At 70.5% G+C, this 25,599-nt stretch carries 25 protein-coding genes and 1 pseudogene; 13 read left to right on the top strand and 13 right to left on the bottom strand.

The features are described 5' to 3' along the window. The first annotated feature begins 12 nt into the window (after positions 1-12). The gene (locus HS104_37630) at positions 13-1,950 is read left to right on the top strand and encodes a hypothetical protein (GenBank protein MBE7485679.1); all 1,938 of its coding nucleotides are present in this window, start codon (positions 13-15) and stop codon (positions 1,948-1,950) included. Positions 1,951-1,958: 8 nt separating this feature from the next. Further along, positions 1,959-3,236 (top strand): Zn-dependent hydrolase, encoded by a 1,278-nt coding sequence (locus tag HS104_37625; GenBank protein ID MBE7485678.1) that lies wholly within the window; start codon positions 1,959-1,961, stop codon positions 3,234-3,236. A gap of 7 nt (positions 3,237-3,243) precedes the next feature. On the opposite strand, the gene HS104_37620 is transcribed toward HS104_37625, so the two are convergent. Continuing rightward, positions 3,244-4,281 (bottom strand): hypothetical protein, encoded by a 1,038-nt coding sequence (locus HS104_37620; protein MBE7485677.1) that lies wholly within the window; start codon positions 4,279-4,281, stop codon positions 3,244-3,246. Positions 4,282-4,294: 13 nt separating this feature from the next. After that, positions 4,295-5,272 carry a hypothetical protein gene (locus tag HS104_37615; GenBank protein ID MBE7485676.1) on the bottom strand — a complete coding sequence of 326 codons (978 nt, stop codon included), beginning with the start codon at positions 5,270-5,272 and terminating at the stop codon, positions 4,295-4,297. 187 nt (positions 5,273-5,459) lie between these two features. Between HS104_37615 and HS104_37610 the strand changes: the two genes are divergently transcribed. Next, complete coding sequence (locus HS104_37610) at positions 5,460-5,888, top strand: hypothetical protein (GenBank protein ID MBE7485675.1); 429 nt, start codon at positions 5,460-5,462, stop codon at positions 5,886-5,888. A 1-nt stretch (position 5,889) separates the two neighbouring features. Here HS104_37610 and HS104_37605 read toward each other — a convergent pair whose 3' ends face one another. Genes HS104_37605 through HS104_37595 form a run of 3 tightly spaced genes read right to left on the bottom strand, consistent with a single transcriptional unit; the run spans position 5,890 to position 7,712 of the window. Continuing rightward, on the bottom strand, positions 5,890-6,513 hold the full coding sequence (locus HS104_37605; GenBank protein MBE7485674.1) for a hypothetical protein: 624 nt from the start codon (positions 6,511-6,513) through the stop codon (positions 5,890-5,892). An 18-nt stretch (positions 6,514-6,531) separates the two neighbouring features. Then, positions 6,532-7,377, bottom strand: a complete 846-nt coding sequence (locus tag HS104_37600) for a sterol desaturase family protein (protein MBE7485673.1) — start codon at positions 7,375-7,377, stop codon at positions 6,532-6,534. Continuing rightward, the gene (locus tag HS104_37595) at positions 7,374-7,712 is read right to left on the bottom strand and encodes a hypothetical protein (protein MBE7485672.1); all 339 of its coding nucleotides are present in this window, start codon (positions 7,710-7,712) and stop codon (positions 7,374-7,376) included. Before HS104_37595 ends, HS104_37600 begins: the two co-directional genes overlap by 4 nt. 99 nt (positions 7,713-7,811) lie before the next feature. Here HS104_37595 and HS104_37590 point away from each other — a divergent pair, with 99 nt between their 5' ends. The 3 genes from HS104_37590 to HS104_37580 all read left to right on the top strand — a co-directional run bounded on the left by HS104_37590 (position 7,812) and on the right by HS104_37580 (position 11,572). Further along, entirely contained in the window at positions 7,812-8,486 is a 675-nt protein-coding gene (locus tag HS104_37590; protein MBE7485671.1) for a hypothetical protein, read from the top strand. Between the two features lie 69 nt (positions 8,487-8,555). Beyond that, positions 8,556-9,953, top strand: a complete 1,398-nt coding sequence (locus HS104_37585) for a hypothetical protein (protein MBE7485670.1) — start codon at positions 8,556-8,558, stop codon at positions 9,951-9,953. A 17-nt stretch (positions 9,954-9,970) separates the two neighbouring features. Next, positions 9,971-11,572, top strand: coding sequence for a hypothetical protein (locus HS104_37580; protein ID MBE7485669.1), 1,602 nt, complete (start codon positions 9,971-9,973; stop codon positions 11,570-11,572). A gap of 11 nt (positions 11,573-11,583) precedes the next feature. Here HS104_37580 and HS104_37575 read toward each other — a convergent pair whose 3' ends face one another. The 3 genes and pseudogenes from HS104_37575 to HS104_37565 all read right to left on the bottom strand — a co-directional run bounded on the left by HS104_37575 (position 11,584) and on the right by HS104_37565 (position 14,606). Beyond that, positions 11,584-11,862: a J domain-containing protein gene (locus HS104_37575; protein ID MBE7485668.1), complete on the bottom strand. Its 279-nt coding sequence runs from the start codon at positions 11,860-11,862 to the stop codon at positions 11,584-11,586. A gap of 241 nt (positions 11,863-12,103) precedes the next feature. After that, positions 12,104-14,079, bottom strand: a pseudogene (tgt, locus tag HS104_37570) (tRNA guanosine(34) transglycosylase Tgt). Positions 14,080-14,108: 29 nt separating this feature from the next. After that, positions 14,109-14,606 carry a hypothetical protein gene (locus HS104_37565; protein ID MBE7485667.1) on the bottom strand — a complete coding sequence of 166 codons (498 nt, stop codon included), beginning with the start codon at positions 14,604-14,606 and terminating at the stop codon, positions 14,109-14,111. A gap of 316 nt (positions 14,607-14,922) precedes the next feature. On the opposite strand from HS104_37565, the gene HS104_37560 reads away from it, so the two are divergent. Continuing rightward, a complete protein-coding gene (locus HS104_37560) occupies positions 14,923-17,193 on the top strand; it encodes a hypothetical protein (protein ID MBE7485666.1) in 2,271 nt (756 codons plus the stop codon). A gap of 3 nt (positions 17,194-17,196) precedes the next feature. On the opposite strand, the gene HS104_37555 is transcribed toward HS104_37560, so the two are convergent. Next, on the bottom strand, positions 17,197-18,060 hold the full coding sequence (locus HS104_37555) for a hypothetical protein (protein MBE7485665.1): 864 nt from the start codon (positions 18,058-18,060) through the stop codon (positions 17,197-17,199). Positions 18,061-18,174: 114 nt separating this feature from the next. Here HS104_37555 and HS104_37550 point away from each other — a divergent pair, with 114 nt between their 5' ends. After that, a complete protein-coding gene (locus tag HS104_37550) occupies positions 18,175-18,402 on the top strand; it encodes a ribbon-helix-helix protein, CopG family (GenBank protein MBE7485664.1) in 228 nt (75 codons plus the stop codon). Next, positions 18,399-18,800, top strand: coding sequence for a type II toxin-antitoxin system VapC family toxin (locus tag HS104_37545; protein MBE7485663.1), 402 nt, complete (start codon positions 18,399-18,401; stop codon positions 18,798-18,800). The genes HS104_37550 and HS104_37545 overlap by 4 nt, the downstream gene beginning before the upstream one ends. Before the next feature lie 64 nt (positions 18,801-18,864). Here the strand turns inward: HS104_37545 and HS104_37540 are convergent, their stop codons facing one another. Both HS104_37540 and HS104_37535 read right to left on the bottom strand, forming a co-directional pair. Further along, positions 18,865-20,100: a patatin-like phospholipase family protein gene (locus HS104_37540; GenBank protein ID MBE7485662.1), complete on the bottom strand. Its 1,236-nt coding sequence runs from the start codon at positions 20,098-20,100 to the stop codon at positions 18,865-18,867. 69 nt (positions 20,101-20,169) lie between these two features. Then, entirely contained in the window at positions 20,170-20,415 is a 246-nt protein-coding gene (locus HS104_37535; protein ID MBE7485661.1) for a hypothetical protein, read from the bottom strand. 34 nt (positions 20,416-20,449) lie between these two features. On the opposite strand from HS104_37535, the gene HS104_37530 reads away from it, so the two are divergent. From HS104_37530 to HS104_37515, 4 genes are read left to right on the top strand one after another with little or no spacing between them, the layout of a single operon-like run. Further along, on the top strand, positions 20,450-21,076 hold the full coding sequence (locus HS104_37530; GenBank protein ID MBE7485660.1) for a TlpA family protein disulfide reductase: 627 nt from the start codon (positions 20,450-20,452) through the stop codon (positions 21,074-21,076). 7 nt (positions 21,077-21,083) lie between these two features. Then, complete coding sequence (locus HS104_37525) at positions 21,084-22,052, top strand: serine/threonine-protein phosphatase (protein ID MBE7485659.1); 969 nt, start codon at positions 21,084-21,086, stop codon at positions 22,050-22,052. A 2-nt stretch (positions 22,053-22,054) separates the two neighbouring features. After that, positions 22,055-23,155, top strand: coding sequence for a tRNA pseudouridine(13) synthase TruD (locus HS104_37520; GenBank protein MBE7485658.1), 1,101 nt, complete (start codon positions 22,055-22,057; stop codon positions 23,153-23,155). Positions 23,156-23,168: 13 nt separating this feature from the next. Next, complete coding sequence (locus HS104_37515) at positions 23,169-23,594, top strand: tellurite resistance TerB family protein (GenBank protein ID MBE7485657.1); 426 nt, start codon at positions 23,169-23,171, stop codon at positions 23,592-23,594. On the opposite strand, the gene HS104_37510 is transcribed toward HS104_37515, so the two are convergent. Both HS104_37510 and HS104_37505 read right to left on the bottom strand, forming a co-directional pair. Further along, the gene (locus HS104_37510; GenBank protein MBE7485656.1) at positions 23,595-24,689 is read right to left on the bottom strand and encodes a radical SAM protein; all 1,095 of its coding nucleotides are present in this window, start codon (positions 24,687-24,689) and stop codon (positions 23,595-23,597) included. Next, on the bottom strand, positions 24,676-25,536 hold the full coding sequence (locus HS104_37505; protein MBE7485655.1) for a hypothetical protein: 861 nt from the start codon (positions 25,534-25,536) through the stop codon (positions 24,676-24,678). The genes HS104_37510 and HS104_37505 overlap by 14 nt, the downstream gene beginning before the upstream one ends. Between the last annotated feature and the right edge of the window lie 63 nt (positions 25,537-25,599).

Here is a 25,599-nt window from a genome sequence, read left to right as displayed (position 1 = left end):
ATGGACCCCACCATGAAGCTCCGCAGCTGGCTCTCCTTCTCGCCCCTGTCCGTCTGCCTCCTCGCGGCGGTCGCCTGCAGCGCCACGGATGACTCCGGGAAAGTCGGTGGGACCGGACCCCAGGGCACGCTGCCCCAGGAGCTCGGCGTGTACCGCTACGTGCTCGGCGTGGACAAAGTCGCGAGCCGCAGCCTCACCGGCGGTGCCCACGAGGTCATGGTGCTCGTCGATCGCGACAAGGCCGACAAGATCGACGACGCGAACAAGCCGAGCCGCCTGCACCCGAAGCTCGGCGAGGCGGAGTACCAGAAGTACGACCCAGCCATCACGCAGGGCGAGACGGACTTCAAGGTCTTCCCCTCGAGCTGGTGGGCGCAGTCGAAGGACGGCATCGCCAAGCGCTGGACCGGCGGCGAGCAGGACCGCAACAAGATCAACGACACCGAGAACCTCTCTCCGGTGGAGAAGTACGACGTGCTCTTCCACCCCGGCCAGCAGAAGCAGGTCGCCGCGGTCGAGCACTGGGAGGCCCGCGAGCTGAACAAGCCCGAGGCCGAGCGCGGCGCGAAGCACAAGCACGAAGCGGTCACCGTGGCCGGCCCCGCCACCAAGTGGGAGCTCGAGAACCACGGCCTGTACCAGACCTTCGCGCACCCCGACTCGTGGTGGGGCCACTGCAACGGCTGGGCGTCCTACGCGACGCTCGAGCCGGAGCCGGCGCCGGCCCGAGACATCGTCGTGAAGCTCGATCCGAGCGGGAAGATCTACGAGTGCGACCCCGGCGAGACCGGCTGCACGCTGTTCCGCATGGGCGACATCGAGGCCCTGTTCACCGAGCTCTACTTCAGCGACAAGGCGACCTTCGCCGGACGCCGCTGCAACGTGGACCCGGACAAGATCGAGCGTGACGAGTACGGCCGGCCCAAGCAGAGCGAGTGCCGGGACCTGAACCCGGGCTCGTTCCACATCGGCGTGACCGGGCTGCTCTCGCGAGGCGCCTACTACCTGAACGACAACCGCCCGGGCAAGCCGGCCTTCGTCATCGACCACAACTGGGACTGGGAGGTCTGGAACTTCCCGCTGGTGAAGTTCGAGGTCACCGAGCAGCAGGAGCTGAGCAAGGAAGACGCCGCCAAGCTGGTGGCGGCCGCGGCACGCGAATACGTCTGGAACCAGGACGCGACCAAGTTCGTGCGCGTCAAGCTCAGGTACTGGATGGTGTCGGACGGCGTGCCGGACGGCGAGATGCTGAAGAACGCCTACCTGCGCGGCACCGCGCCCCACGAGACGACCCTCAACTACGTGCTGGAGCTGAACGACGCCGGCACCATCCTCGGTGGCGAGTGGAGCCAGGATCCTTCCACCACCTGGGGCGAGGACAGCAAGAAGCTCCATCCGGACTTCTTCTGGATGGCGGTGCGCAACGACGGCTACGGCGAGAGCGCCGATGACCTGGGCGGTGACGACGACAACCCGTTCGTCAGCTACTCGAAGGTCAAGATGCTGGCCAAGTGCGCCAACGACAAGGCGACCTGCGCGAAGCCGCAGCCGGACGCGGGCAGCGGCGGCAGCGGCGGCACGGGCGGCGGCACCTCCACCGACGGTGGCACCGCCGGCGGGCCGAACAGCTGCGTGGACAACTGCGGCAAGCAAGCCTCCGGGGGCTGCTGGTGCGACAAGGACTGCGCCAAGTACGGCGACTGCTGCGCCGACCTCCAGGCGGCCTGCGGCGGCGAGGCTGACGCCGGCAGCGGCGGTGCGTCGGGCACGGGCGGCGCCTCGGGCACGGGAGGCTCGTCCGGCGGCGCCTTCCCGGGCTGCACGGCGGCGCTCTGCGGCACCACCACCAGCAGCAAGGACGTCGGCACCGGCAAGACCTGCTACTGCGACTCCGAGTGCGCCACCTTCGGTGACTGCTGCTCCAACAAGGCCAGCGTCTGCGGCAGCTGAGACGGAACATGTCCCGACTCCCGCCCGCTTCGTCGAAGCGTGTCATCGCCGATCTGAAACAGCTGCGCACCCTGACCGAGGACGAGCGCGGCGCGCAGCGCGTCGCCTGGGGGCCGGTCTGGCGCAAGGCGCGCAGCTGGTACGTGAAGAAGGTGGAGCAGGAGCTCGGGGTCGAGGTCCGGCGCGACGGCGCCGCCAACCTCTGGGCCACGCTCCCGGGGCGCTCCAAGCAGAGCGTCGTGGTAGGCAGCCACCTCGACTCGGTGCCGGGCGGCGGCTGGCTCGACGGCTGCCTGGGCGTGCTGGGCGGCCTCGAGGTGATGCGGCGCTACCGAGCCCTGGGCGAGCCTCCTCCGGTGACGCTGCACCTGGTGGACTGGGCCGACGAGGAGGGCGCGCGCTTCGGCCGCAGCCTGACCGGCTCGGCGGCGTCCGCCGGGACGCTGAACCCGCGGAAGGAGCTCGCGCACCTGACCGACCGCGCGGGCGTGGCGCTGCCGGACGCCTTGAAGGAGAACGGCGTCAGCCTGGACGCCATGCTGAAGGCGAAGCGGGAGTTCCAGGCGCTCCGCCCCGCGGCCTACCTGGAGCTGCACATCGAGCAGGGCCCAGTGCTCGAGTCGCTGAAGAAGCCGGTGGGCGTGGTGCTCGGCAGTATGGGTGTGGAGCGACACCACCTGCGCTTCGTGGGTCAGGCCGCGCACTCCGGCGCGGCGCCGCTGCACCTGCGCAAGGACGCCTTCCTGGCCGCGGCCGAGTTCGCGCTGGCGGCTCAGGCGCTGGCCGTGTCGCTCTCGGGCAAGACGCCGCGCACGCGCGTCGTCGCCACCTGCGGCGTGGTCAAGGTCGAGCCGAACTTCGTCACCGCCGTCCCCGGCGCGGCGGAGGTGAGCATCGACATGCGAGCGCTCGACGCCAAGGTGCTCGGGAAGATGCTGGCCGGCGCCCAGAAGGCCGCCAAGGCCGCCGCCAAGAAGCACCGCGTGAGCGTGAGCTCGCGCCCGCTGCTCACCATCACGCCACGCCTCTTCGACGAAACGCTGCTCGGGTTCGTCCGGCAGTCGGTGAAGGCCGTCGCCGGCAGCGCGCCCGAGCTCCCGTCTGGCCCGCTCCACGACGCCTCGGAGATGGCCGGCGTCGTGCCGACGGCCATGGTCTTCGCGCAGTCCTCGCCGGGTATCTCGCACACGCGCATCGAGGACACGCCCCTGCCCCACCTGGACAAGTCGATCCGCGCCTTCTTGGGCGCTGTGGACAGGACCGTGGAGCACCTGGCCCGCGGCTGACGCCGCCTCACATGCAGATGATGCTCTTGCCGTTCGGCGCCGGGAAATAGGTGCCGCTCAGGATGCACATCTCGTTTGCGCCCGCCGACTCGCCGAAGGTCAGCGTGCTCGTCGTCGTGTTCTGGTAGCTGCACGTGTAGGTGATCTGCGTGCCCTTCGGCAGCTCGAGCGGGGGATCGTAGAGCGTCGGCTTCGGCTCGTTCCAGTCCGCGCCCTGGTAAACGACGACGCCGGTTTCGGTCTTGGCTTCGAACTTCACGCCCCACTTGTGCATGTGGCTGACGACGTCGATGATCTTCACGTCGTAGGGCAAGGTGCAGGTCGCCTGAGCCGTGCCCGGGGCCATGGGCGGCAGCGCGATGTTCATGTTGTTGTAGAAGAGCGCCGCGGCCTGCTGCCCCACGCTGCCCGCCGGCGCCACCTGGAACACCACGGTGATCTTTGCGTCGATGGCTGCCTTGCCGGTGTTCAGGTAGTGCGCCATGACCTTGAGACCGAAGCTCGGCTCGACGTGCCGCCCCACCCCGGGCGGGTACTTGGTGAGGAGTTGCGGAGTCTGCGCGGTGTGCAGCGTACGCTTGTACTCGAGCCCGCTGCAGTCGTGGACCGAACCGTCCGTGGCCCCCTCCTCGTAGAACACGAACATGTGGTGGGAGCCCGGCGTCATGAACGACTCGCTCTGGAGCACGTCCACGGATCCGCCGAAGGGGTTCGCGAAGGTCTGGCAGAAGAACGCCTCCTCGCCGGGACCGATGCTGCGCGGGGAGGTCTCGATGGTCACCGTCTGGGTCGCCGGCGGCGCTCCGCCGGCTCCGCCGCTCGGGCTGCCTCCGCTGCCGCCGGCCCCGCCGCTCGCCGTGGAGCACTCGCTCACGCAGGTCGCGGTCGAGTTGCCGTTGCAGACGCAGGTCTCGTAGCAGGTCTCGCAGCTGCCGCACTGAGGCGCGCTGGAGCAGCCCGGCTCGGTGCCGGAGCTCTGCGCCTCTTCCCCTCCACAAGCCGAGAGCCCGAGCGCCAAGGACCAGAGGAGGGCGAGCCTGCGCATGCCTCAATGGATATCACGCCAGCATGCGCACGCCGTGACTCGGGTCTTTTGTGCCAATTTCGAGGGCTGCCGAGCTGGTGGTGGCGTGCACCCGGGGCCCACCCTTGGGCTCGAGCACGAGCAGCCCCCACGAGATCTTCGAGTTCAGGCAGTAGGTCATCTCGCCGTTCGGGTTCTCGTAGTGCAGGCCGACCATCTCGTCCGTGTCCGCCGCGAGCTCGCCGTGGATCCGCGCCTCGGCGCTCTCGGCTTCGAAGCGCCAGGAGCGCAGCGTGATCACGCCTTTGTTGCGGAGCAGCGTGCGCACGTCGTTGAATTGGTACTTCCGCCCCGCGTGCCACACGCAGAGCAGCGTGAGCGGGGGCGCCAAGATCGGGCCGAGCTTGATGCGACCGGACGCGCCCTCGAGCAGGAGGTCGTCGACGTCGTTCCACTGGTTCACGTGACCCCAGGCGTAGAGCTCGGTGTGGCGCTTGCCCCAGTTGTGGCCCTGCATGCCCTTCCAGCCTTCCACGCGCACCTCGCGGCCGTTCACGCGGTAGCTCCCCGAGTAGCGCGTGTCGGGAAACGGCGTGACCATCTTCTGGCTCGGGAACGGGCCCTCGTACATCTTCGGCAGCGGGTACGGCACGAGCGGCTCGCCGCTCGCGTCGAAGTCGAGCTCCCACTCGATGCGGTCGCTGCCCTGGACGATGCTCCCGCGGGTCTTGCCGCGAGCAATCTCGATGTCGGCGACGCGCACGTCGAGGCCCTCGCGGGAGAAGCTCGCGTCCGCGAAGGGAACCACCCGCTTGACGCCGACGTGGCCGGCTTCGCGGTCGAAGGCGATGCTCCAGGCCTCGGCCACTGCGCCCTTCCCGGCCCCGGACAGGATGGTGCCCTTGAGCCAGAGCGCGCGCTTGCCGCCGGGCTCGTTCAGCTTGAGGAAATAGCTCTCGACGTGGTCTTCGCTCTTCTTGGGGTCGAAGCGGACGGCGTTCCAGTCGGTCATGGCGGGCCGAGGATACTTCGAATCCAAGTCGCCGGTCGGCGGGCTCGCCAGGGCGGGGGCTCGGGCCTGCCGCAGGGGCTGCGCGATGCGCCGGCGGCCTGCGCACGGGCTGCGCAATTCGAGGCGCGGACGCCCAACTAGCCCAGGCACCGTTCCTGCAAGCGACAGCGCCCTGGAGGTTCCCAGCATGCGCCGAGCCCTACTGCCATCGTTTGCGATCTTGCTGCTCACCAGCTGCTACATGCAGGGAGATCACGAGGAGATGTCCTCTGCCGTGCAAGAAGCCCGCGCCGAGGCCCAGAAGCACGACCAGCTCTGCCGAGCTGCGACGGCCCCGGAATCCCTGAGCAACGAGCTGGCTCGCCACGAAGACGTGATGGACGACCTGTTCGCACGCATGGACGGCGCGATGGGTGACATGCCGGCCAAGCACTCGAGCGGGGGCATGAAGCAAGACGTCGCGAACATGAGGGCGGCCATGGCGATCCACCACGACCGCCTGCTCGAAGCCGGCAGCGTGAGCGCCGCGCACGCTGAGTGCGCGAGCTACGGCGCCGAGATGACGGGCCTGTGTGCCACGGCGCAAGACCGCGTCGACGGCATGGACTGCATGTAGCTCACTTCACCGTCAGCTGGACCTTCAGCGCGGGCGCGCTCGGACACTCGGTGTTCAACATGGCGGCGCGCGCCGTGAGCGTGACCACGGTGCCCGGTGCCACGCTCGAGTCGACCTTACCGGCCGCGCCCACGTCGTAGCTGGTGCAGGCGAAGATGCCGTAGAACCAGTCGTTCTCCTGGATCGTCACGCCGGGGTGGTCGCTCTCGAACTTCACGCCGGGGTACCAGCCGAAGCCGAGACCGGCGACCTCGCTGAGCGCGACCTTCAGCTCGAACGCCTCGCCGGGTGAGACGGCTCCGTCGCCGCCGCCGTCCGCGACCACGGGATCGTGCACCGCCAGCACCGAGAGGTCCTCGCAGGTCGGGTCGGTGTCGCTGTTCCAGCCGTCACCCTCCGGGATGCACTCGCCGCCGCTGCCGCCGGAGCCCCCGACCGCCACGCTGCCACCGCTGGCCACGCCGCCGCCCACGCCTGCGCTGCCGCCGGCGCTCGCTCCACCGATCGCCGAGCTGCCGCCGCTCGCGGTGCCGCCGGTGCCCGGCTCCTCCGCGTCGTGGCTCGCCTTGCCACCGCACGCCGCCAGGACCGCTGCAACCACCACGACTGAAAGCTCTCGAACCATCTGCTCCTCCTCGGGCCGCTACGGGCGCCACGAGAGAGATTCTGGGGCCTGGCTCACGTTAGCGCCATTAGAAGGATCCGAAGCCTTCGTTGCGCATGGCGCAACGATGCCGAAGGGCCTGACGAGCTGCGCGAAGTATCCCTGCGGCCAGCGCTCGACGAGACCGAGCGGGTAGGTCTCCTCACCCTCGGGGCAGTGGTAGGTCCCGAACAGCAGGTCCACCCAGGGCGCCACGTTGGCGAAGTTGTGGGCGGTGCGCTCGACGCGCGCGTGATGCCAGTGATGAAGCTCCGGCGCGCCGAGCAGGTAGCGCAACGGGCCGAGCGGCAGGCGCACGTTGGAGTGGATGAAGATGGCCCAGGTGCCGCGCAGCACGATCAGCGCGCCGAGCGCCTCGAACGGCAGGCCGAGGAGGATGCCCGGCAGGTTGAGGCAGAGCTGGGTCGCCAAACCGTCGAGCGGGTGCTCGCGGTGGGCGGCCAGCCAGTCCAGGTGCTCCACGCTGTGGTGTACGGCGTGAAAGCGCCAGAGCAACTCGAAGTGGTGGCAGGCGCGGTGGAACCAGTAGACCAGCACGTCGCCCAGCATCAGCGCCACGAGCACCCGGAGCCAGAGCGGCTCCCCCAGCGACCACGCGGAGAGCGAGAGCCCTCCCGAGGCGAGCGCGCGCTCGAGCAGCGCGAGCGCGCTGGTGGTGAGGCCGGCGAAGGCCAGGTACTGCCCAGCGAAGAACAGCACGTCGGTGCCGAAGGCCGGGCGCAAAAAGCGCTGGCCTCGGCGCGCGGGGAAGGCGCGCTCGAGCGCGCCGAACACCACGGCCAAGGACAAGAAGCCTGCGGCTGCGTCGAACAGGAGCCGCGTCATTGCTTCGGCGCCGCTTGCTGCTGCGGGGGCGGATCGAAGTGCATGGGCGCCGCCTTGGTGCCTGGGAAGTAGCCAGGGGGAGGACCGGCGGGCTTGGCGGCCGGCGCCGCCGAGGGCTCGGCGCTCGGCGCTGCCGTTGGCGCCTCGGACGCCGCGGGAGCCGCGGCTGGCTCAGCCGGCGCAGCTGGCGCGGCGGCGGGGTTCTGCGGCGGCGCCTCCGGCGTGATGGGCGCGTCCGACTTGGTGCAGCCGGTACCGGCCCGCAGCATGGAGAACCCCAGGAACCCGAGCGCCAAGCTCAGCGAGCCCACACGAAACAACCACGACTTGCTCATCGACCCTCCGACGTCCCCCGCTCGACGGAGCTTGGGTGTCCCAAGGATGTCGGCGGACGGTCGCGCGAGCAAGCGCCGGCGCGTGATAGCTTCGCGCCCATGGACTTCGAGGTGCTCGCCGCCGAAGACAGCCCCATCGGCATGATCTGCCTGCGGCGCCGGGACAGCCGCGGCCAGAGCGCCTTCGAGATCACGGTCGATCACCAGTTCTTGATGAGCAGCCTGGTCACCGCCTCGGAGCGCGCCCTCGCCGAGCGCGCCGTCGCGCGCCACGGCGGCCGAGCGCTGAGCGTACTGATAGGTGGTCTGGGCCTGGGCTACACGGCGCACGCGGCGCTCGCAGCGCCGAGCGTCGCTCGCGTCGAGGTGGTCGAGCTCCTGCCACAAGTGATCGGCTGGCTCGAGCGCGGGCTGATCCCGCTCGCCACCGAGCTGTCCGCCGATCGTCGCCTGAACGTCGTGTTAGGTGACGTGTACCGCCGGTTGCTCGAAGAGCCGACGACCCGCTACGACGCCATCCTGCTGGACGTGGACACCTCGCCCGACCGGCGGCTCAGCGAGACCAGCGCGCCGTTCTACACCGAGGCGGGGCTTCGGGCCGCAGCTCGGCATCTCGCGCCGCGGGGCTGGCTCGGTGTCTGGTCCTTCGCCGCGAGCCCCGAGCTCGAGGCGGCGCTCCGCGCCGTGTTCGCTCGCGTCGAGGTCGAGCCGGTGAGCTTCCTCAACGAGATGCTGGGCGAAGGCGAGACGAACTGGCTGTACTTCGCGGGCTGAGATCGGCGGCGGAGGCCCGTTTGCGCGCCGTGCCGGGTTGCGGTACGGGCCGCGCCAGGTGAGGCGCGGATGAGAGAGCGAAGCAAAGCGATGGGCAAGCTCTGGGCGGCGGGCCTGGCCGCGCTCCTGCCGATGGTCGTCGGCTGCAGCTCGTCCGACGACGGCAACGGCGGCAGCGGCGGCAGTGGCGCCGTCGGTGGGAGCGGGGGCAGCGGGGGGCTCGGCGGCGCGGCCGGCACGGGCGGCGCGGCGGGCAGCGGCGGCGCGAGCGCGTGCTCCGCCCCGCCGCGTTCGTTCTGGACCTGGGATCTCGGCGTGATGCCACCGGCGGACATCCAGGTGCCGTCGACCTGTCGTGGCGAGACCGCGAACGGCTACATCTACGTGGCGGACGAGTCGTGGAACGTGGACATGGACCAGACGGCGGTGGACACCATCGCCGCAGCGTTCGCGTCCAGCACCCCGGCCGATCCGGCCCGCGGCATCTACCAGACGAACGTGGAGACCTTCGGCGCACCGCCCGACGTGGACGGCGACCCACACGTCGTCTTGTTCTACGCGCCGATGAAGGGCTATCAGGGCTACAGCTTCGACGGCTTCTTCCGCGCCGACGACCAGACCGCGGGCGACAAGTCGAACCTGGCCGAGATGCTGCACATGAACGCCAAGGGCGGCCAGGCACCGGCATCGGAGTACATGCTCGGCGTCGCGGCGCACGAGCTCGTCCACCTCATCGCCTGGAAGTACGACCCGCAAGAAGAGGGCTGGCTGGAGGAGGCGATGGCCGAGGCCGCCATGGTCGTCGCTGGCTACATGACGGATCTCCCCGCCGCCAAGGCGTATGCCAAGAAGACCGCGTCGACCCCGCTCTGCGTGAAGAGCTACTCGGACTACGGCGCGACCTTCGCCTTCGGCACCTACGTCCTGGACCGCTTCGGCTCGAGCTTCCTCCGGGACGTGCTCCAGGATCCGAAGGACGGCCGGCAGGCCATCGAGGCGCACCTGCCGAGCGGCGTCACGTTCAGGAGCCTGTTCGGCGAGCTGATGGTCGCCACGCTCCTGGACCAACCCGGCATCGGCGACGGTCGCTACGGCTTCGAGTCCGTCGACCTGGGCGCGCTCGGCTCGGAGACCGCCGCCATGAGCGACGGCAATCCCCACGAGCTCGACGCGGTGGCGTTCGGCGCCCGCATGCTGCGCTTCTCGCCCGGCGCCGGGTCGCTGAGCGTGACCTTGACCTCGACGGAGCTGGCGAAGCTCGTCGTCCACAGCGTCGTGCTCGATCCCGCTCTGCCTGCGAGCGCCAAGGTTAGCGCGCACGACCCGAGCAGCGGGGCCATCGCGCTCACGCTCGCGGCGGGGCAGGTCGCCGACCTGGTCGTCGCGGTCGATCCGGGCGCGACGCTCGCCGACTCGAAGAGCGCGCCGATGACGAAGTTCACGTACACGGCGACGTTCACGCCCTGAGGCCAGGAGCTCTGCAAATGACCCAACGACTGCATACGGCTGCTCTCGCGCTCTGCCTCGCCTTGTCGAGCGGCTGCGGCTCCGACGACTCCAAGGTAGCGGCCACGGGCGGCGCCGCTGGTACCGGTGGTGGCGGAGCGGGCGGCACGGGCGGCGCGGCTGGCGCGGCCGGCGCCGGCGGCGCGCTCCTCCTCGCGGCGGGTGAGGCCGCCGAGGTCACGCTCGCCGACGGCAACGGCAACCTGCACCTCTCGACACCGGCCGGCGACGAGCAATTCGTGCTCGTGCTCGCCTCGAACCAGCTCGACGACTCGAGCGGGCTCCACGACTACTCGGTGTCCTTGGGCGGGACGTTCACGGACAGCGCAGCGAACGTCCTGACCACCTGCTCGCTCACGCCGGACAAATGGAAGGCGCTGTCCCTGCCCGCCGAGACGCCGCCCAGCGGAAGCGGTCCGGCCGTCGGCGCGGAGCGCAGCGTCGACGTCTCCACCAAGACCGGCAAGGAGACCATCACCGTGAAGGCGTTGGCGGTCGGCGAAAAGGCAGTGGTCTGGGCCGACACTACCGCCGCGCACCCGGCGCTGATCGACCCCGCGGTGGTGCAGGAGTTCCTCACCGACTTCGAGAAGACCATCCTGCCGCGGGCGCGCAGCATCTTCGGCGTCGAGTCGGATCTGGACAACGACGGCCACATCGCGCTGATCTTCAGCCCGCTGGTCTACGACACCGCGGTCGCGTTCTTCACCAGCTGCGACCTGAACCCGGGCTTCGGCTGCCCGGCGGGCAATCAGGGTGAGTACCTGTACCTGACCCCGCCCAACGCCATTCCGCCGCCGTACAACACGCCGAACGCCATCAAGGAGATCCTGGCGCACGAGCTGTCGCACATGATCCACTACAACCGGAAGGTGCTGAAGAACGGCATCGGCGGCTCGAACGAGAGCGCTTACATGCACGAGGGCATCGGCGCCATCGCGCAGGACGTCCTCGGCTACCAGTCCGGCAACCTGTACGTGACCAAGGCGGGGCTCGACGAGATCGACGACTACAGCTTGGCCGACACCGTGGCCGATGGCGTGCAGTACGATCTGAGCCGCGACGGAGCGCTGCGAGGCGGCTCGTACCTGTTCGTTCGCTGGTTCTACGACCGCGCGGGCGGCGACGTCGCGAAGCCGGACGGCAGCATCGAGAACCTGGGCGGCCCCTCGCTCCTGCGCACGGTGCTGGACGCCCCCGAGCCGATCTCCGCCGTGCTGCCCAGCGAGGCCGGGACCTCGCTCGAGGCGCTGGCGATGGACTTCTGGACCACGCTGGCGATGAGCAACCGCGAGGACGACGGCGGCGCGGCGGCCAAGAACCCGTGCTTCTCGTACCTGCCCACGGCAGCGGATCCGGTCACGACGCGCCAGCGCGGCGCGAACCTGTTCGCCAAGTTCCACGGCCAGCAGATGCTCGGGCCCAAGCTCCAGCCGGTGGCTTCGGCGGACGGCCAGCTGCGCTCCGGCGGGGTCGAGCTCCTGCTGCTCGAGGCGACGTCCGGGCAGGCGGAGATCGCGCTCGGCGTGAGCGCGGCGACCGGGGCGAAGCCGCGCCTGCGGATAGCGCGGGTGCGCTGAGGGCGGACCAGCTAGCTCGGCTTTCGCCGCTTCGGCCGGCGGAGCCGCCTGCGCGCCTCCGCGTAGGCGGCGACCACACGGCGGAACGCCGCGGCGTCGCCGCCGCGATCGGGATGGGTCTCTAGCGCTTGCTTTCGATACGCGGTCCGGAGCTCCGCCTCAGTGACGCTCGGGGAGACGCCCAGCACCGACCAGATCGAGCCCTCCGCCTGCGGCTTTTCGGCGCGCGGGGAGCGCGGCTCACGGCTCGCTCGGCTCGGCCAAGGCTCTTGGCCACGCAGGATGCGCATCCACGCCCTGGCCCAGAGCGCGTCGATTTCGGCGAGTCGCATGCCCGCCTTCTTCTCCGCCGCGGCGAGCGCCTCCTCGCGGGTGGCCGCGGCCCCGCCCTCCGCATCCGGCTTGCGGAACGGCACCTGTTTCGGCGGAGCGCTCCACCACGCGGCCCAGAAGAAGCGACCGCGCTTGGTCCGGGTGATCGAGCAGGCAGGGGCGAACAGCGACGACACGGCGGCGGCTCTCCCTCGCGGGTCAGACGAACTGCGGAAACGCGGCGAGGCGGTCGAGCGCGTCCGCAGGTGCGTCCGCCGGGAAAGGCGCCGACGAGCGTGCGAGGCGCTCGAGGAAGCTTCGCTCGAGCGGCTGCGCGAGGTCTTCGGCCGCGAGCGCCGCCTGGGTGGTCTGCCTGTCGGTGCCCGCCGCCGCGCCGACACCCACTGCGAATCCCGCCAGCAGAAGCGCCGAGCGCGTCGCGGTCGCGGCGCTGTAGGTGTGGAGCGTCGCCCCACGGCGGCAGAGCCGATGGACCGCGGCGAACGCGGCCAGCGTCCAGAGCGCGGGGTTGGCACGAGGCGAGAAGGGGTCCCAGAACACGATGTCGGCAGCGCCCTCTCTGACCTGAGCGAACGAACCCGGCAGGTCTCCCAGACATAGCCGCCAGACGCCGCGCACGCTCTCGTGGCGCCCCTCGGCGAGAAGCCGTCGGGCCGCCGCGCCCGCGCCTCCTTCGAGCCCGAACGCCGCTGCGTGCGACCGGTGAAGCGCCAGCTCGAGCGCGGAGAGCTCGCGGTCGAAGCTGACGAGCTCGAGACGCCGCGCCGTGGCCGGTAGCGCCTCGGATAGCTGCCAGGCTGCGATGGCGTTCGAGCCCGCGCCGAGGCCCACGTCGAGGAGCACCAACGGATCCGCTCGGGGCTCGCCGAGCCGCGCCTCGAGCCGCGACGGAGTCACGTAGAGCCGCTCGGCCTCGACCAGCGGACCCACCACCGGGTGCATCAGCTCACCCGTGGCGCGGTCGCGCATCGCCCGGGCGCCGCTCCGGGTGACCACCACCTCGCAGCCGGAGGCCTTCTCGCTCACGCCGGCGCCTCCTCGCCGATTCGGCGCTCGCTGTGCTCGTGGCGGTCGATGGCGTCGAGCTTGTCCTTCGCGTAGGCGGCGTACTCCCCGCGCTCGATGGCGGCGCGGGCCTCGCCCATCAGCGTCAGGTAGTGGTGCAGGTTGTGCCTCGAGATCAGGCGCGGGCCGAGCGGCTCGCCGCACTTGAAGAGGTGGTGCAAATAGGCCCGGGAGAAGCCCCGGCAGGTGGCACATCCGCAGGCTTCGTCGAGCGAGCGATCCGCGTGCGCGTGGGCCGCACGGGTCAGCTTCACCCGCCCGGTGGAGGTGAACGCGGTGCCCTGCCAGCCGAGGTGCGTGGGCAAGACGCAGTCGAACATGTCCACGCCCGCCAGCATGGCTTGGAGGAGATCGGGCGGAGTCCCCACGCCCATCAGGTAACGCGGCCGATTCGCTGGCAAGAGCTCCGCCGACAGCGCCGTCATGTCTTCACGCTCGGAGCGGCGGTCGCCGACCGCGAGCCCGCCTATCGCGAAGCCGTCGAAGGGCTGCTCCGTGAGGAAGGCGGCCGACTCCCGGCGCAGCGCGGGGACCACACCGCCCTGCACGATGGCGAACAGGGCCTGCGCGGGGTTGGTTCGCGCCGCCAGGCTGCGCAACGCCCAACGATGGGTCCGCTCCATCGCTGCCCGCGTGACGCTGGCGTCGGACCGCCCGTCCACGCACTCGTCGAGCACCATCATGATGTCGGCGCCGATGGCGGTCTGGACCTCGATCGAGCGCTCCGGCGACAGCAAGTGCTCGCGCCGGTCGACGTAGCTGCGAAAGCGCGCGCCGCGCTCGCTGATCGTACGCTCGGCAGGCAGCGAGAAGATCTGGTAACCGCCGGAGTCGGTGAGCACCGGGCCCGACCAGCCCATGAAGCGGTGGATGCCGCCGACCCGTCGGAACAGCTCGGGCCCCGGACGCAGCATCAAATGGTAGGTGTTGCCCAGCAGCACCTGCGCCCCGACCGCCGCCAGGTCGGCCGGGTCGAGGCCGGTCACGGTGGCCCGAGTGCCCACCGTCATGAACACCGGGGTCTCCACGCGTCCGTGGGCGGTGTCGAGGAAGCCGCGCCGCGCGCGCGAGCCGGGGTCGGTCGCGGTCACGGAGAAGGGCAGCGGCATGACGCTGACCCGATATCACGTGAGCGGCCTCAGCGCAGCGTGAGCCGCATCGACGCGCTCTGGCACACCGGCTCGCAGCCCGGCCCGTTGGGCTGCACGGTCTGGAACGCTGGCGTGAGCTGCGCCGTGGCTTGGAGCGCGCCCTGGTGCTCGATGACGAGGGAGGCTTTCGACGCTTCGGTGACGGTCGAGGTCAGGCCGCCGATGGCGTGCTGGTCCGCCGCCAGCGCGCAGCCGCTCTCGGCGATGCTGAGTGAGGCGTCGTTGCAGTGAAACGTCGGCCCGCGCTCGCAAGGCTCGAGCGGGAGCTTGCCCTCGCAGCTCGCCGACTTGCCGTCGACCCTGAGCGTGATGCGGTAGCTGCCCGGCGGCCAGCCGGTGGGGCGCACGAGCTCGATGTCGAGCCCGCTCTGGCAGCCCATCTCCGTGCAGACCTTCCCCGGCCCCGCCCCGGCGGGAGGCGGCGCGGAGCTCGCGTTGCAGCCGAGCATCGCCAGACCAAGACCGATGGGGAGGGGAGCTTTCATGGAGCGCGCGGCATAGCCAAGCTGCGCTCGGAACACCAGCTTCGCTTTTCGAGCCGGCCCCACCAGACGTCGACATCGACGAAGTCTGGCAGGGGCAACGAGCCGCCGTTCTCGAGCAGGCGGATGGGCTCGTCGAAAGACGAATACCAGCCGGCCTGCACCTCGACGCCGGAGCTGGACGAATCAGGTGCACCCGCCTGGTCACGGGAGCCGCACGAGAGCGCTCCGGCAGCGAGCAGGAGCGGACAGGCTCGAACCACGCGCGAAGCGTACCCCGCCCGTGCGGCGGCCTCGCCAATCGACTAGAATGTCGGCCATGCGGGCGACACGACGTTGGGCTCTGGGCTTGGGGATCGTGGCCGTAGCCAGCGCCGTCGCCGGCGCCTGCGGCGGCAGCGATGGTGGGACCGCTGACAACGGCGGCTCGAGCACCGGCGCCTCCAGCGGCACCGGCGCGTCGAGTGGCACCGGCGCCTCGAGCGGCAGCGGCGGGCTCTACCTCGACGTGAACACGGACACGAGCTCCTCGGTGTCGATCTCTCCGCAGAACCCGGTCTTGACCGCGAAGTGCGGCGAGGCGGCGCCCACGGTGCAGCTCGATGCCTTCGACGGAGGCACGAAAGCGAACGCGCTCTGGCTGGTGGACAAGGCGGAGATCGGCACCATCGACAAGAGCGGGCTCTTCACCGCCTCCGGCAAGGCAGGCGGCGTCGCCACGGTGGAGGCCACGGTCGGCCTGCAGAAGGCCACCACCACCGTCACCGTGAAGCTCGAGTGCGAGCAGAACGGCGGCACCGAGAGCGACGGCGGCACCACCGGCGGCGGCGTCGGGGGAGTGGGCGGCGAGGGCGAGGGCGGCGTGGTGGACGCGGCGCTGAAGGCCATCTTGCTCGGCACGCCGACGGCCGACGCGAGCCTGAAGATGCTCTACCCCTACGACAAGACCGTGTGGCCGCTCGGCCTGCTGGCGCCGCTGATGCAGTGGGCCGCGGGATCCATGGCCGTGGCGGACGGGGTGTACATCCACCTGACCGCGCCGAACTACGACTACAAGGGCTTCTTCGCGCGGCCGAAGCCGCTGGCGCCCGGCGCGCCCTTCGTGCGCCATCCGATTCCGCAGGCGGCATGGGACGCGGCGACGCTGTCGGCGGCGGGCGGGCAGCTCAGCCTGAACATCGTGGTCGCCAAAGGCGGCGTGGCCTACGGCCCGATGACCGAGACCTGGACCGTCGCCAAGGGCCAGCTCAAGGGCACCGTCTATTACCAGTCCTACGGCACGAAGCTCGCCAAGAACTACCCCGGCGCCATCGGCGGCGACGGCATGTTCGGTGGCGCCACGCTCGCCATCAAGCCCGGCGCCACCGATCCGACGCTGGTCGCCGGCGGCAACGGCAACAGCACCGCGTGCCGCGTCTGCCACACCGTGGCCAGCGACGGCGCGCGCATGATCGCGCAGCACGGCAACAACTACCAGGCGAGCTCGAGCTACGCGCTGAACGCCGGCTACGCCGAAACCGCCTACGCCGCGAGCACCAACACCAAGCTCGGCTGGATTGGCCTGTCACCGGACGGCAGCCTGGGTCTGGGCAACGCCGTGCCGCTGCCGGGCGCCGCGAACACCGGCGCCACGACCGCGCTCTACGACATGACGAACGGCAGCCCCATCGCGACCACGGGCCTGTCGAGCTTCGTGACGCACGCGGGCATGCCCGCGTTCTCCCACGACACCAAGCGCGTGGCGTTCCTGTTCCAGACCGGCGCCGGCGACGCGACGGTGGGCCCCGGCGACGGCAAGAAGCTCGTGACCATGGACTTCGACGCCACGACCAAGACCTTCAGTAACCCGAAGCTCGTCTACAGCGGGGCGCACCGGCCCGGCTGGCCCTGGTTCTTGCCGAGCGGCGACGCGCTGGTGTTCCAGACCGAGGTCAAGGCCAACTCGTCCGGGGAGTTCTTCGCGACCCGCTACGGCGCGCAGGGCGAGCTCTGGTGGACGGACGTCGCCACCGGCACCGCGGTCAAGCTCGACCGCGCGAACGGCAAGGAGAACGGCGTCTCCTACCTGCCGGTGGGCCCGGGCAACCACGCCGACGACACGCTGCTCAACTACGAGCCCACTGTCGGCCCCGTGGCGTCCGGCGGCTACGCCTGGGTCGTGTTCCTGAGCCGGCGCATGTACGGCAACGTCGCGACCATCGATCCGTGGTGGAGCGATCCGCGCGAGCACGACCTGTTCCAGAACGTCACGACCAAGAAGCTCTGGGTCGCCGCCATCAACCTGTCGGCGCAGCCGGGTACGGATCCCAGCTACCCGGCGTTCTACCTACCGGGGCAGGAGCTCCTGGCCGGCAACGCCCGCGGCTACTGGGTGATGGACCCGTGCAAGCCCGACGGCAGCACCTGCTCGAGCGGTGACGAGTGCTGCGGCGGCTACTGCCAGCAGGATCCCCAGACCGGCGCCCTGACCTGCGGCCAGAAGCAGAACCAGTGCAGCAAAGAGTTCGACAAGTGCACGACGAGCGCGGATTGCTGCGATCCGAAGCTCAAGTGCATCAACGACATCTGCACGCTGATCTTGCCGCAGTGAGCCTCAGTGCAGCGTCGCGGTGAACAACACCGCGATGACCGTGCCGCTCACGTCGGCCTTGTCGCCGGAGTCGTCGCCCTCGACCTCGCCGGAGAAGTACTGCAGGCGGGCCAGCCCGCCGATGCCCCACTGCTCCCCGACCCAGGCCTCGTAGCCGACGCCGAGCATCAGGCCGGAGCCGGTGCCCGACGAGTCCTCCGACGGATAGGGATCCGAGGCCAGGTCGTCGGACTTCTGCGAGGTGATCGCGGTGATGCCGATGGCCGCCTGCGCGTGGAAGCCGCCGTTCGGGTCGAAGTAGTAGTCGATGAACGGACCGATCATGCTGGCCACGCCCTGACCGCCGTCCGACGACTGGTTCTGGTACTCGTACTTCACCTTCGCGATGCTGGTGCCGTAGATGCCGCCGCCGATCACGATGCCGGGCGCCACGGTGCCGCCGAGCGCGAGCTCGACCGCCGGCCCGATGCCGCTGGCGTCGATGTCGACGGTGCCGATCCCGGCGTCCTGCTCCACGGTGCCGCTCAGGGAGCCGACGCCGAGGCCCATGCGCAAGTAGAAGCCGTCGTGAGTGTGGACGCCCGGATCAGGCGGAGGCGCCGCGGGCGGAGGGGCCTGCCCTGCGGGTGGCGGCCCGCCGTAGCCGTAGGCACCTTGCGGGGGCGGCGCGCCCTGCGGCGGCGGCGCGCCCTGCGGCGGCGGTGCCGGTTGCGGCGCCGCCTCGGGCGGCGGCGGCGGGGGCGGGGCGGGAGCCGGAGCGGGCTCGCCCGCTGGGGGCGGGGGCGGTGGGGGAGGATCGGGCTGCGCCGTCGCGACGCGAGCGGCGCTGAGGAGAGCGAGCGTGAGGAGGGTGGCGCTGATCCGCATGCGCCCGGGTTACCACCGGTAGCAGCCGTTTTGAAGCGGTCAGGCCTCGGCGAACACCGCAGCAATTTCGTCCGCCCGCCGGCCCCAGGGTTCAGCTCATGTTAGCATGCTCATATGAGTCATCGACTCCAGGTCCTGGTACCGGAGAAGCTCGACGCCCGCATCACGAAGGCAGCTCAGCGCAGCCGGATGTCCAAGGGTGAGTGGGTACGCCGCGCTCTCGAACGGGCGCTCGCCGAACCCCGGCAGCCCAGCGATCCGGTCGAGCAACTCGCGGCGCTCGGGGCCCCGACCGCCAACATCGACGAAATGCTCTCGGAGATCGAGGCAGGGCGGACGTGACCGTCTTCGTGGACTCGAACATTCCGATGTACGTCGCGGGGCGCGAGCATCCCAATCGCGCACCTTCCCGGCGCTTCCTCGAGCGCGTTCGCACGGGTGAGGTGGAGGCGTGCACCAGCGTCGAGGTGCTGCAAGAAATCCTCTATCGCTACGCGAGCCTCCGCCGCCTGGACATGGCTCGCCAGGTCTACGAGTTGTTCGTCCACATCTGCCCCGTCGTGCTTCCGGTCACGCTCGCCGACACTGACCGCGCGAGAGACATCCTGTGCGGCGCGACCGCTGTGTCGGCCCGCGACGCTCTGCACGCCGCGGTGATGCTGAACGCAGGCATCGAGCGCATCGCGACCTTCGATCAGGGCTTCGACACCATCCAAGGCATCAGGCGCGAAGCTCTTTGAGCTCCGACCGGGCAGAGGCACTCGAGATCGCCGGCGCCGACGCATCCGTGAGGCTCGGGAGCCCTCACCGTTCGGCGAACACCGCAGTAATTTCGTCGGCCCGCCGGAGCGCGTCGCGCCGGCCGAGATCGATCAGCCGCTCGGCGAAGCCCCCGTCGAACAGCAGGTACGAGGCCCAGTCCGCCTCCTGGCTCATGCCCTCGACCGAGGCCCGGGCGAGGAAGCGCTCCAGCACCGGGTTCAGCTCGTCGGCGCGCTGCACCGTCCGGAGGTGCTCCCCCGCCAGGCGACCGATGTCCTCGGAGGGCGAGAACACCAGCGTCTGGAGGCGACGGTAGCCGGTGCCGCGGGTGCGGACCAGGACCTCCTGAACTCGCTCGTACTCCTCCTCGGTCAGCGTGTTCTCCAGCACCTCGACCAGGTCGTTCAGCCGCGCCAGGACCTGCAAGTCGTGCTTCACCGGATCGAGCAGGAGCGCGTTCAGGAGCTTGCCCACCAGGAACATCGGGCCGAGCTCCATGCCCTCCGCCTCGTCATGCTCGCGCTCGAGCACCTGAAGCTCGTCGGCGCTGGCGCGATGGCTGACCGAGATCACCAGCAGCGGATCGGCCCCCGCGCGGATCGCCGGCGCGATGGGCGTGTTGAAGCGCAGGCCGCCGTCGCAGTAGAAGCGCTCCCCCACCCTGCGGGTGGGGAACAGGAGCGGGATCGCCGCGGACGCCAGCACGTGATCGATGCTGATGGGCTCGACCCGCGCCACGCGCATGCCGGAGGTCGAGGGCACGTAGCGCGCGCCCGGCGCGATCTCCGCGAACACGGTGGTCTGACCGGACACCACGTGGAGCGCGGCGATCAAGAGCGCGTTCACCCGGCCTTCGCGCACGTTGTCGCGGATCCGCTCGAAGTCCACCGCCTTCGCCACCAGCTTCTCGAGCTCGCGGGTGTCGAGCAGGCTCACCCCCGGCGGGACGCTGGGCGTCCCCGAGCGGAAGAGCCCAGTGACGACCTTCGGCAGGCGCATGAGCCCGAGCAAGCGCAGCTTGGCGTGGGTCTCCAGGCGCAGGCTGCGCCAGAACTCCAGGAGCTCCTCCGCGCCGTGGTCGCCCCGCTCGGACCTCGAGGCCAGGAACGCCGCGTTGATGGCGCCGACCGAGGTGCCCGCCATGACCCGAAACAGCGGCGCGTCGTCGGCCTTGCGCCCGAGCACCTGCATCACGCCCGCCACGACCCCCGCCTCGTACGCCCCGCGCATGCCGCCACCGGAGAGCACGATCCCGGGGGTCCTCTTGCGGGCAGGCATGCCCGCCCAATCTCGCGGAATCGCCCGAGGCGAGCAAGATATCCGCGATCGAGGCGCCCGCGGTGGGCGTCAGTCGTCCCCGGCGTCGCCACCGTCGATTGGGCAGCCCGCGTAGTCGTCGCTGCACTCGCCGCCGTGGGAGGCGCAGGCGCTCCTACACTCGCAGGGCGCCGCCTTCACGCGGATCTTCGTGCCGTCCGCGCACTCGCAGGCGCCTTCGTGGCAACCGCCGCAGCCCGCCTCCACCGGCAGCAGCAGCGCGCCGGCGCCAAGGCCGAGGAGCAGCACGAGCGAGCGTCGAAGCCAGTTCGTCATGGTGATCGCGGGCGGACGTCCTAACCTGTAGCAGATGCTGCGGCCCGCCGCCCTCTGGCTCGCACTGCTGTCGGGCTGCGCCGCGCAGCCGGCGGAGCCGCGCGCCGCGCCCGCGCCGAGCGAAGCCCCGGCGCCGGAGCCCGAGCCAGAGTCGGTGCCGTTCCGGGTGCTGGCACCGAAGGAGCGCGTCCCCGACTTCCGCGTCTCCTCCACGGACGGCCGGAGCTTCCCGTCGAAGGAGTGGATCGGGAAGCAGCCGTTCGTGGTCGTGTTCTTCGCCACCTGGTGCCGCGTGTGCGACATGAAGCTGCCGCTCGTGGCCCAAGCGATCGGTCCGCACGCGGAGCTGCCCGTGCTCCTGGTCTCGCTGGACGACGCCGACACCTGGGACGCGGTGCCGGATTTCTTGCGCCGCCATCGGCTGCCCAAGCCGGTGGTGCGCGGCACGAGCTTCCCGCGCTTCGCGCTCGCCTACGATCCGCTCCAGACCGTGCCGGTCGTGGCGGTGATCGGCCGAAACGGCTACCTCGTGGACTACCAGGTCGGCTACTCCGCGAGCCACGGCCCGCGCCTGGCCGCCGCGGTGGAGCTGGCGGTCCGTATGCCCGCGGACGCGCCGCCTTTCCTCGACTCCCCTGACGCGGAGCCGCCTGATCTATGATCGGGTCATGACCCTCGGGCCCTCGACCCAAGCGACGCTCACGCTCACGGCGTTCGGGCTCACGGACGTCGGCTTCGTGCGCAAGGCGAACGAGGACGTCATCGTGCTGCGCGACGACCTGGGGCTCTACGGAGTGTTCGACGGCGCGGGGGGCCACGAGGCGGGAGACGTGGCGGCGCTGGCGGCGGCCCGCATGGTGCAGAAGCACGTGGCCGAGACCGAGGCGGAGGCTCGGGCCAAGCCCGATCTCGACCCGTTCGGCATCGCGGTGGACGGGCGCCGGCTGGCGGCGGCGCTGCACCGCGCCAACAAGAGCGTGGTGGACATCGCCAAGGCGGCGCGGAGCAAGCGCGGCATGGGCACCACCGCCGTCGCGCTGTTGTTCTCGCACCGCTCGTCGCTGGTACACGTGGCGCACGCCGGCGACAGCCGCTGCTATCGCCTTCGCGCCGGCAACCTGGAGCAGCTCACGGTGGACCACTCGATGATCAACGACGTCATCGAGCAGCGTCCGGATCTGGACGACGACGTCTTGTCTAGCCTGCCGCAGCACGCGGTGACCCGAGCGCTGGGCATGGAAGACAAGCTGCGGATCCCGATGACGTCACACCAGGTGGTGGACGGGGATCGCTTCCTCCTGTGCAGCGACGGCCTCACCGGCGAGGTGACGCCGGAGACCATCGCCGAAACGCTCGCCCGCCGCGATCCCCCGGCGGAGACCGTGGTGGCGCTGATCGACCTGGCCAAGGCCGAGGGCGCGCCGGACAACGTCTCCGTCGTGGTCATCGACTGCCACGGCCCGCGTCGGGCCGCGGTGCCGGTCTACGATCGCTCGAGCATCGACATCTCACCCGAGCACCGCTCGTCGGAGCCGGAGCTCTTGCTCCTGGGCATCGAGGAGATCCCGCTGGACGAGATCGTGAACGTGGACGTGGACGAGCTCGGCGAGGTGCTGGCCCGCCTGATCCGAAAGTGAGCATGGAACCGGAAGGCCATCGGGTGCACGAGCCCGGGTTCTGCACCGCCGATCTGCCCGGAGCCGGCGGCGCCATCGGGCGTGAGCCGGAACACTTCCGGGTCGAGGAGGTGCTCGACTGGCCGCTCACGGGCACGGGCGAGCACCTTTGGGTGCGGGTGCAGAAGCGCCTGCTCAACACCCAGGACGCCATCGAGATCATCGCGAGGGCCGCCGGGGTGCGGGGTCGCGACATCGGCAGCGCCGGCATGAAGGACAAGCACGCGATCACCTCGCAGTGGCTCTCCTTGCCGGGGAACGCCAGCGCGCCGGAGACCTGGCAGCTCCCCGAGGGCCTGGTCGTGCTCGAGGCCACGCGGCACCAGAAGAAGCTCCGCACCGGGCAGCTCGCTGGCAACCGCTTCACGATCCGCTTGGTGTCGGTGCCGGACGGCGGCGCCGAGCGCGCGTCTGCCATCGTCGCCCAGATCCGCGAGCGAGGGCTGCCCAATCACTTCGGCGCGCAGCGCTTCGGCATCGGCGGCGCCAACCTGGGGCGCGCCATCTCGTGGCTCGAGTCCGGCGCTCGAGGCGACCGGAAGCGCGGGCGCTTCTACACCAAGCTCTACCCGAGCGTGATCCAGTCGGAGATCTTCAACCACTACCTCGAGCTCCGCGGCGCGGAGGGCCTCGGGCGGCTGATCGCCGGCGAGGTGGTGCGGCTCGACGGCACCGGCTCGGTCTTCGTGGTGGAAGACCCCGCGCGCGAGCAGCCGCGGCTCGACCAGCACGACATCCACCTGACGGGGCCGATGCCCGGACCGAAGATGCGCCGCCCGAGCGGGCACGCGCTCGAGCTCGAAGAGCGCGCGGCGCGCGAGGCTGGCATCGACGCGGGGCTGTTGGAGAAACTAGGCCGCTTCGTGGACGGGGCTCGCCGCGATCTCGTGGTGTTCCCGAGCGACCTGAGCGTCTCGGCGCCCGCGCCCGGGGAGCTCGAGCTGTCGTTCTTCCTGCCGGCCGGCTCCTACGCGACGGAGCTCTGCCGCGAGCTGACTCGCACGCCCTTCTTCGCGCCGAGGGAGGCGCCTCCCTCCGTTGGCATGGCGCCGGGCCCGGGATAAGCTCCCCCTCCCCATGAGCCGCTTCGACATGACCGCCGCCCACGACCTGCCGCAGCCCAAGCTGGAGGCGTTGGTCGAGATGATGTTCCTGGCCGCGTCCGCCGACGGCGAGTTCAGCGACGAAGAGCAGACTCACTTCAAGAAGAGCCTGGAGTCCTTGACCAGCACGCGCCTGGACCCGGCGGAGCTCGACGCGCTGCTCGAGCGGGCAAAGACCGACCTCGACACCCACGGCCGCGAGGCGCGCCTGGCCGCGGTCAAGGAGCGGCTCCCGGAGGCCGGCGCGCGCAAGGTCGCCCTGTCGCTGGCCATCCAGGTGGCGGCGGCGGACGGCATCATCCGCACCAGCGAGCGCGAGCTGATCCTGGACACGGCCGAAGCCCTCGAGATCGATCGCGACGAGGCGGCCGATCTGGTGCGCAAGCTGTCGCCCGCTTGATCAGCCGCGCTCCCGAGCCGCTTTGCGGCGGGCCTCCGCCCGCTCGAGCGCGGCGTGCTTCTTCGCGCTCTCGGCGGTGACCCGCCCGACCGGAATCAGCGGCGCCTCGTCCGGCTCCACGCTGCCCGAGACGCTCGGATCGTCCGGGTCCTCCAGGATCCTGCGCACGATGGCCTGCTTCGACAGGAACACGGGGTGGAGCTCCGCCGGGTCGTAGCCGTTGCCGCGGTCGAAGAGGCCACCGCAGATGGAGCGCAGCGCGCAGGGCTCGCAGGCCGAGCTGTAGACGTGCTCCCACTCGGTCTGCCGCACCGTCTGCTTTTCGTCCAAGAAGTGAACGATGCGCTCCTCCGCCTTGACGATCTTGCGGGTCTCGGTGCTGGCCCAGGCGAAATCCGCCATGTAGCAGAGCGGGACCTTCTCGACGCGAAACGTGCGCCCGGAGCGCTGCAAGAACGTGAGCGCGCGGTGGAGCGACAGCTCGAAGTCGGCGAGGCGCGGCGTGAACCGCGCCTTGTCGTGCTCGGCCCTGCCCATGGATGGATCGAGGTTGTTCCAGACGAAGTGGCGCACGTACGGGTGGTGCTCGACGAAGTAGCGCACGTTCTCGTCGAGGTGATCGGCGTTGTCGCGGTTGATCACGCAGTTGACGTTCAGCTCGATGCCGGCGGCGTGCGCCGCCTCGAGGGCCGAGAACGCCCGCCCCAGGGTGCCGGGCACGCCACGCAGTCCCTCCTCGACCTCGGGACGCACGCTGTAGACCGAGACGTGCACCAGCTCGACGCCGGCCTCGGCCAGCGCTCGGGCGAAGTCGGGCTCGGCGAGCCGCGACCCATTGGTGATCATGCGGACGTGCAGGCCCTTTTCTCGGGCGTAGGCCGCGATGCGCGGCAGCTCCGGGTGCAGCGTGGGCTCGCCGCCGGTGAGGATCACGCCGAAGTAATTGCGCCGCGCGAGATCGTCCACCAGGACCCGCATGGTCTCGAAGGTGTGCACGAAGGGCGTGCTGGGGTTCGAGCAGAAGCCGCAGAAGTGGTTGCAGTGGCGGACGACCTGGATGTAGCCGAGGTTGGCCATCGGGTCAGCGCGCTCCATCGGGGCGCAGGAGCTCGCGGTCGAGCTCGGGGAACAGGCTGAAGAGCTGCCGCTCGATGCGCGCGATCTTGGCCGCCAGCACCGGGTCCGTCCGGGCTCGCTCGGACAGGGTGCCAGGCGCCGTCATCATGAAAGCGAAGGTCTCCGCCTTGTCCTCCTCGAGCGCCGAGGTGGCGTAGCGCGTGACGAACCCCGGCGGGGCCGAGCCGGGCAGCGAGCTCTTGGGGTCGCGCAAGAAGCGTCCGCCGGAGCCGTAGACGAAGTCGCTGCCGGAGAGCGCCGCCCACTCCGGATCCCTGAGCACCTGCTCGTCGTCGGCGTAGTCGGCGAAGTGGAACAGCTCGTGGTGCACCAGCCGGCGCAGGAACCCGGGCTCCGCGTCCACGTCGAGGAGCAGCGTGCGCTGGAAGTTCGGCAGCGACGGGATGGGCCTTCCGGCCTCGCTGAGCCCTTCGCAGAGGAGCACCCGGTAGAGGCGCGCGCGAGAAAGGAGCTCGCGCGGGTAGCGGTCGAGCTCTTCGCTCACGATCACCTCGGCCCGCGCGCGCGGCGCGGCGGCGGGCGGGCGCCCCGCAACCGGGTCGTTCCCGAGGGGCAGCTCGAAGCCTCGAGCGGCGGTCATCAGCTCCACACCCCGCTCGACGTTCAGGCGTCGCGCGCGCGCCGAACCCGCCGGGGTGAACCCCAGCGCCAAGAGCTCGTCGCGAGCGCTCCGATCCGCGTCCGCGAGCATCTCGGCGCGCGCCTCCCGCGCGTCGTAGGCGCGCTCGGCGACGAAGCCCACGAGAGCGGTGCCAGCGATCGCCCCGAGCACCATCACGCTCGTGAAGCTCGGTCGGGCGAGCATGCTGAACAAGAGTAGTGCTGGATCCACGGTGCGCCCAGCCCGAAGAGCCAGACGTGCAGTGGT

Source organism: Polyangiaceae bacterium, from assembly GCA_015075635.1.
Lineage (GTDB): Bacteria > Myxococcota_A > Polyangia > Polyangiales > Polyangiaceae > JADJKB01.
This window is presented reverse-complemented; position numbering and strand designations above follow the sequence as displayed.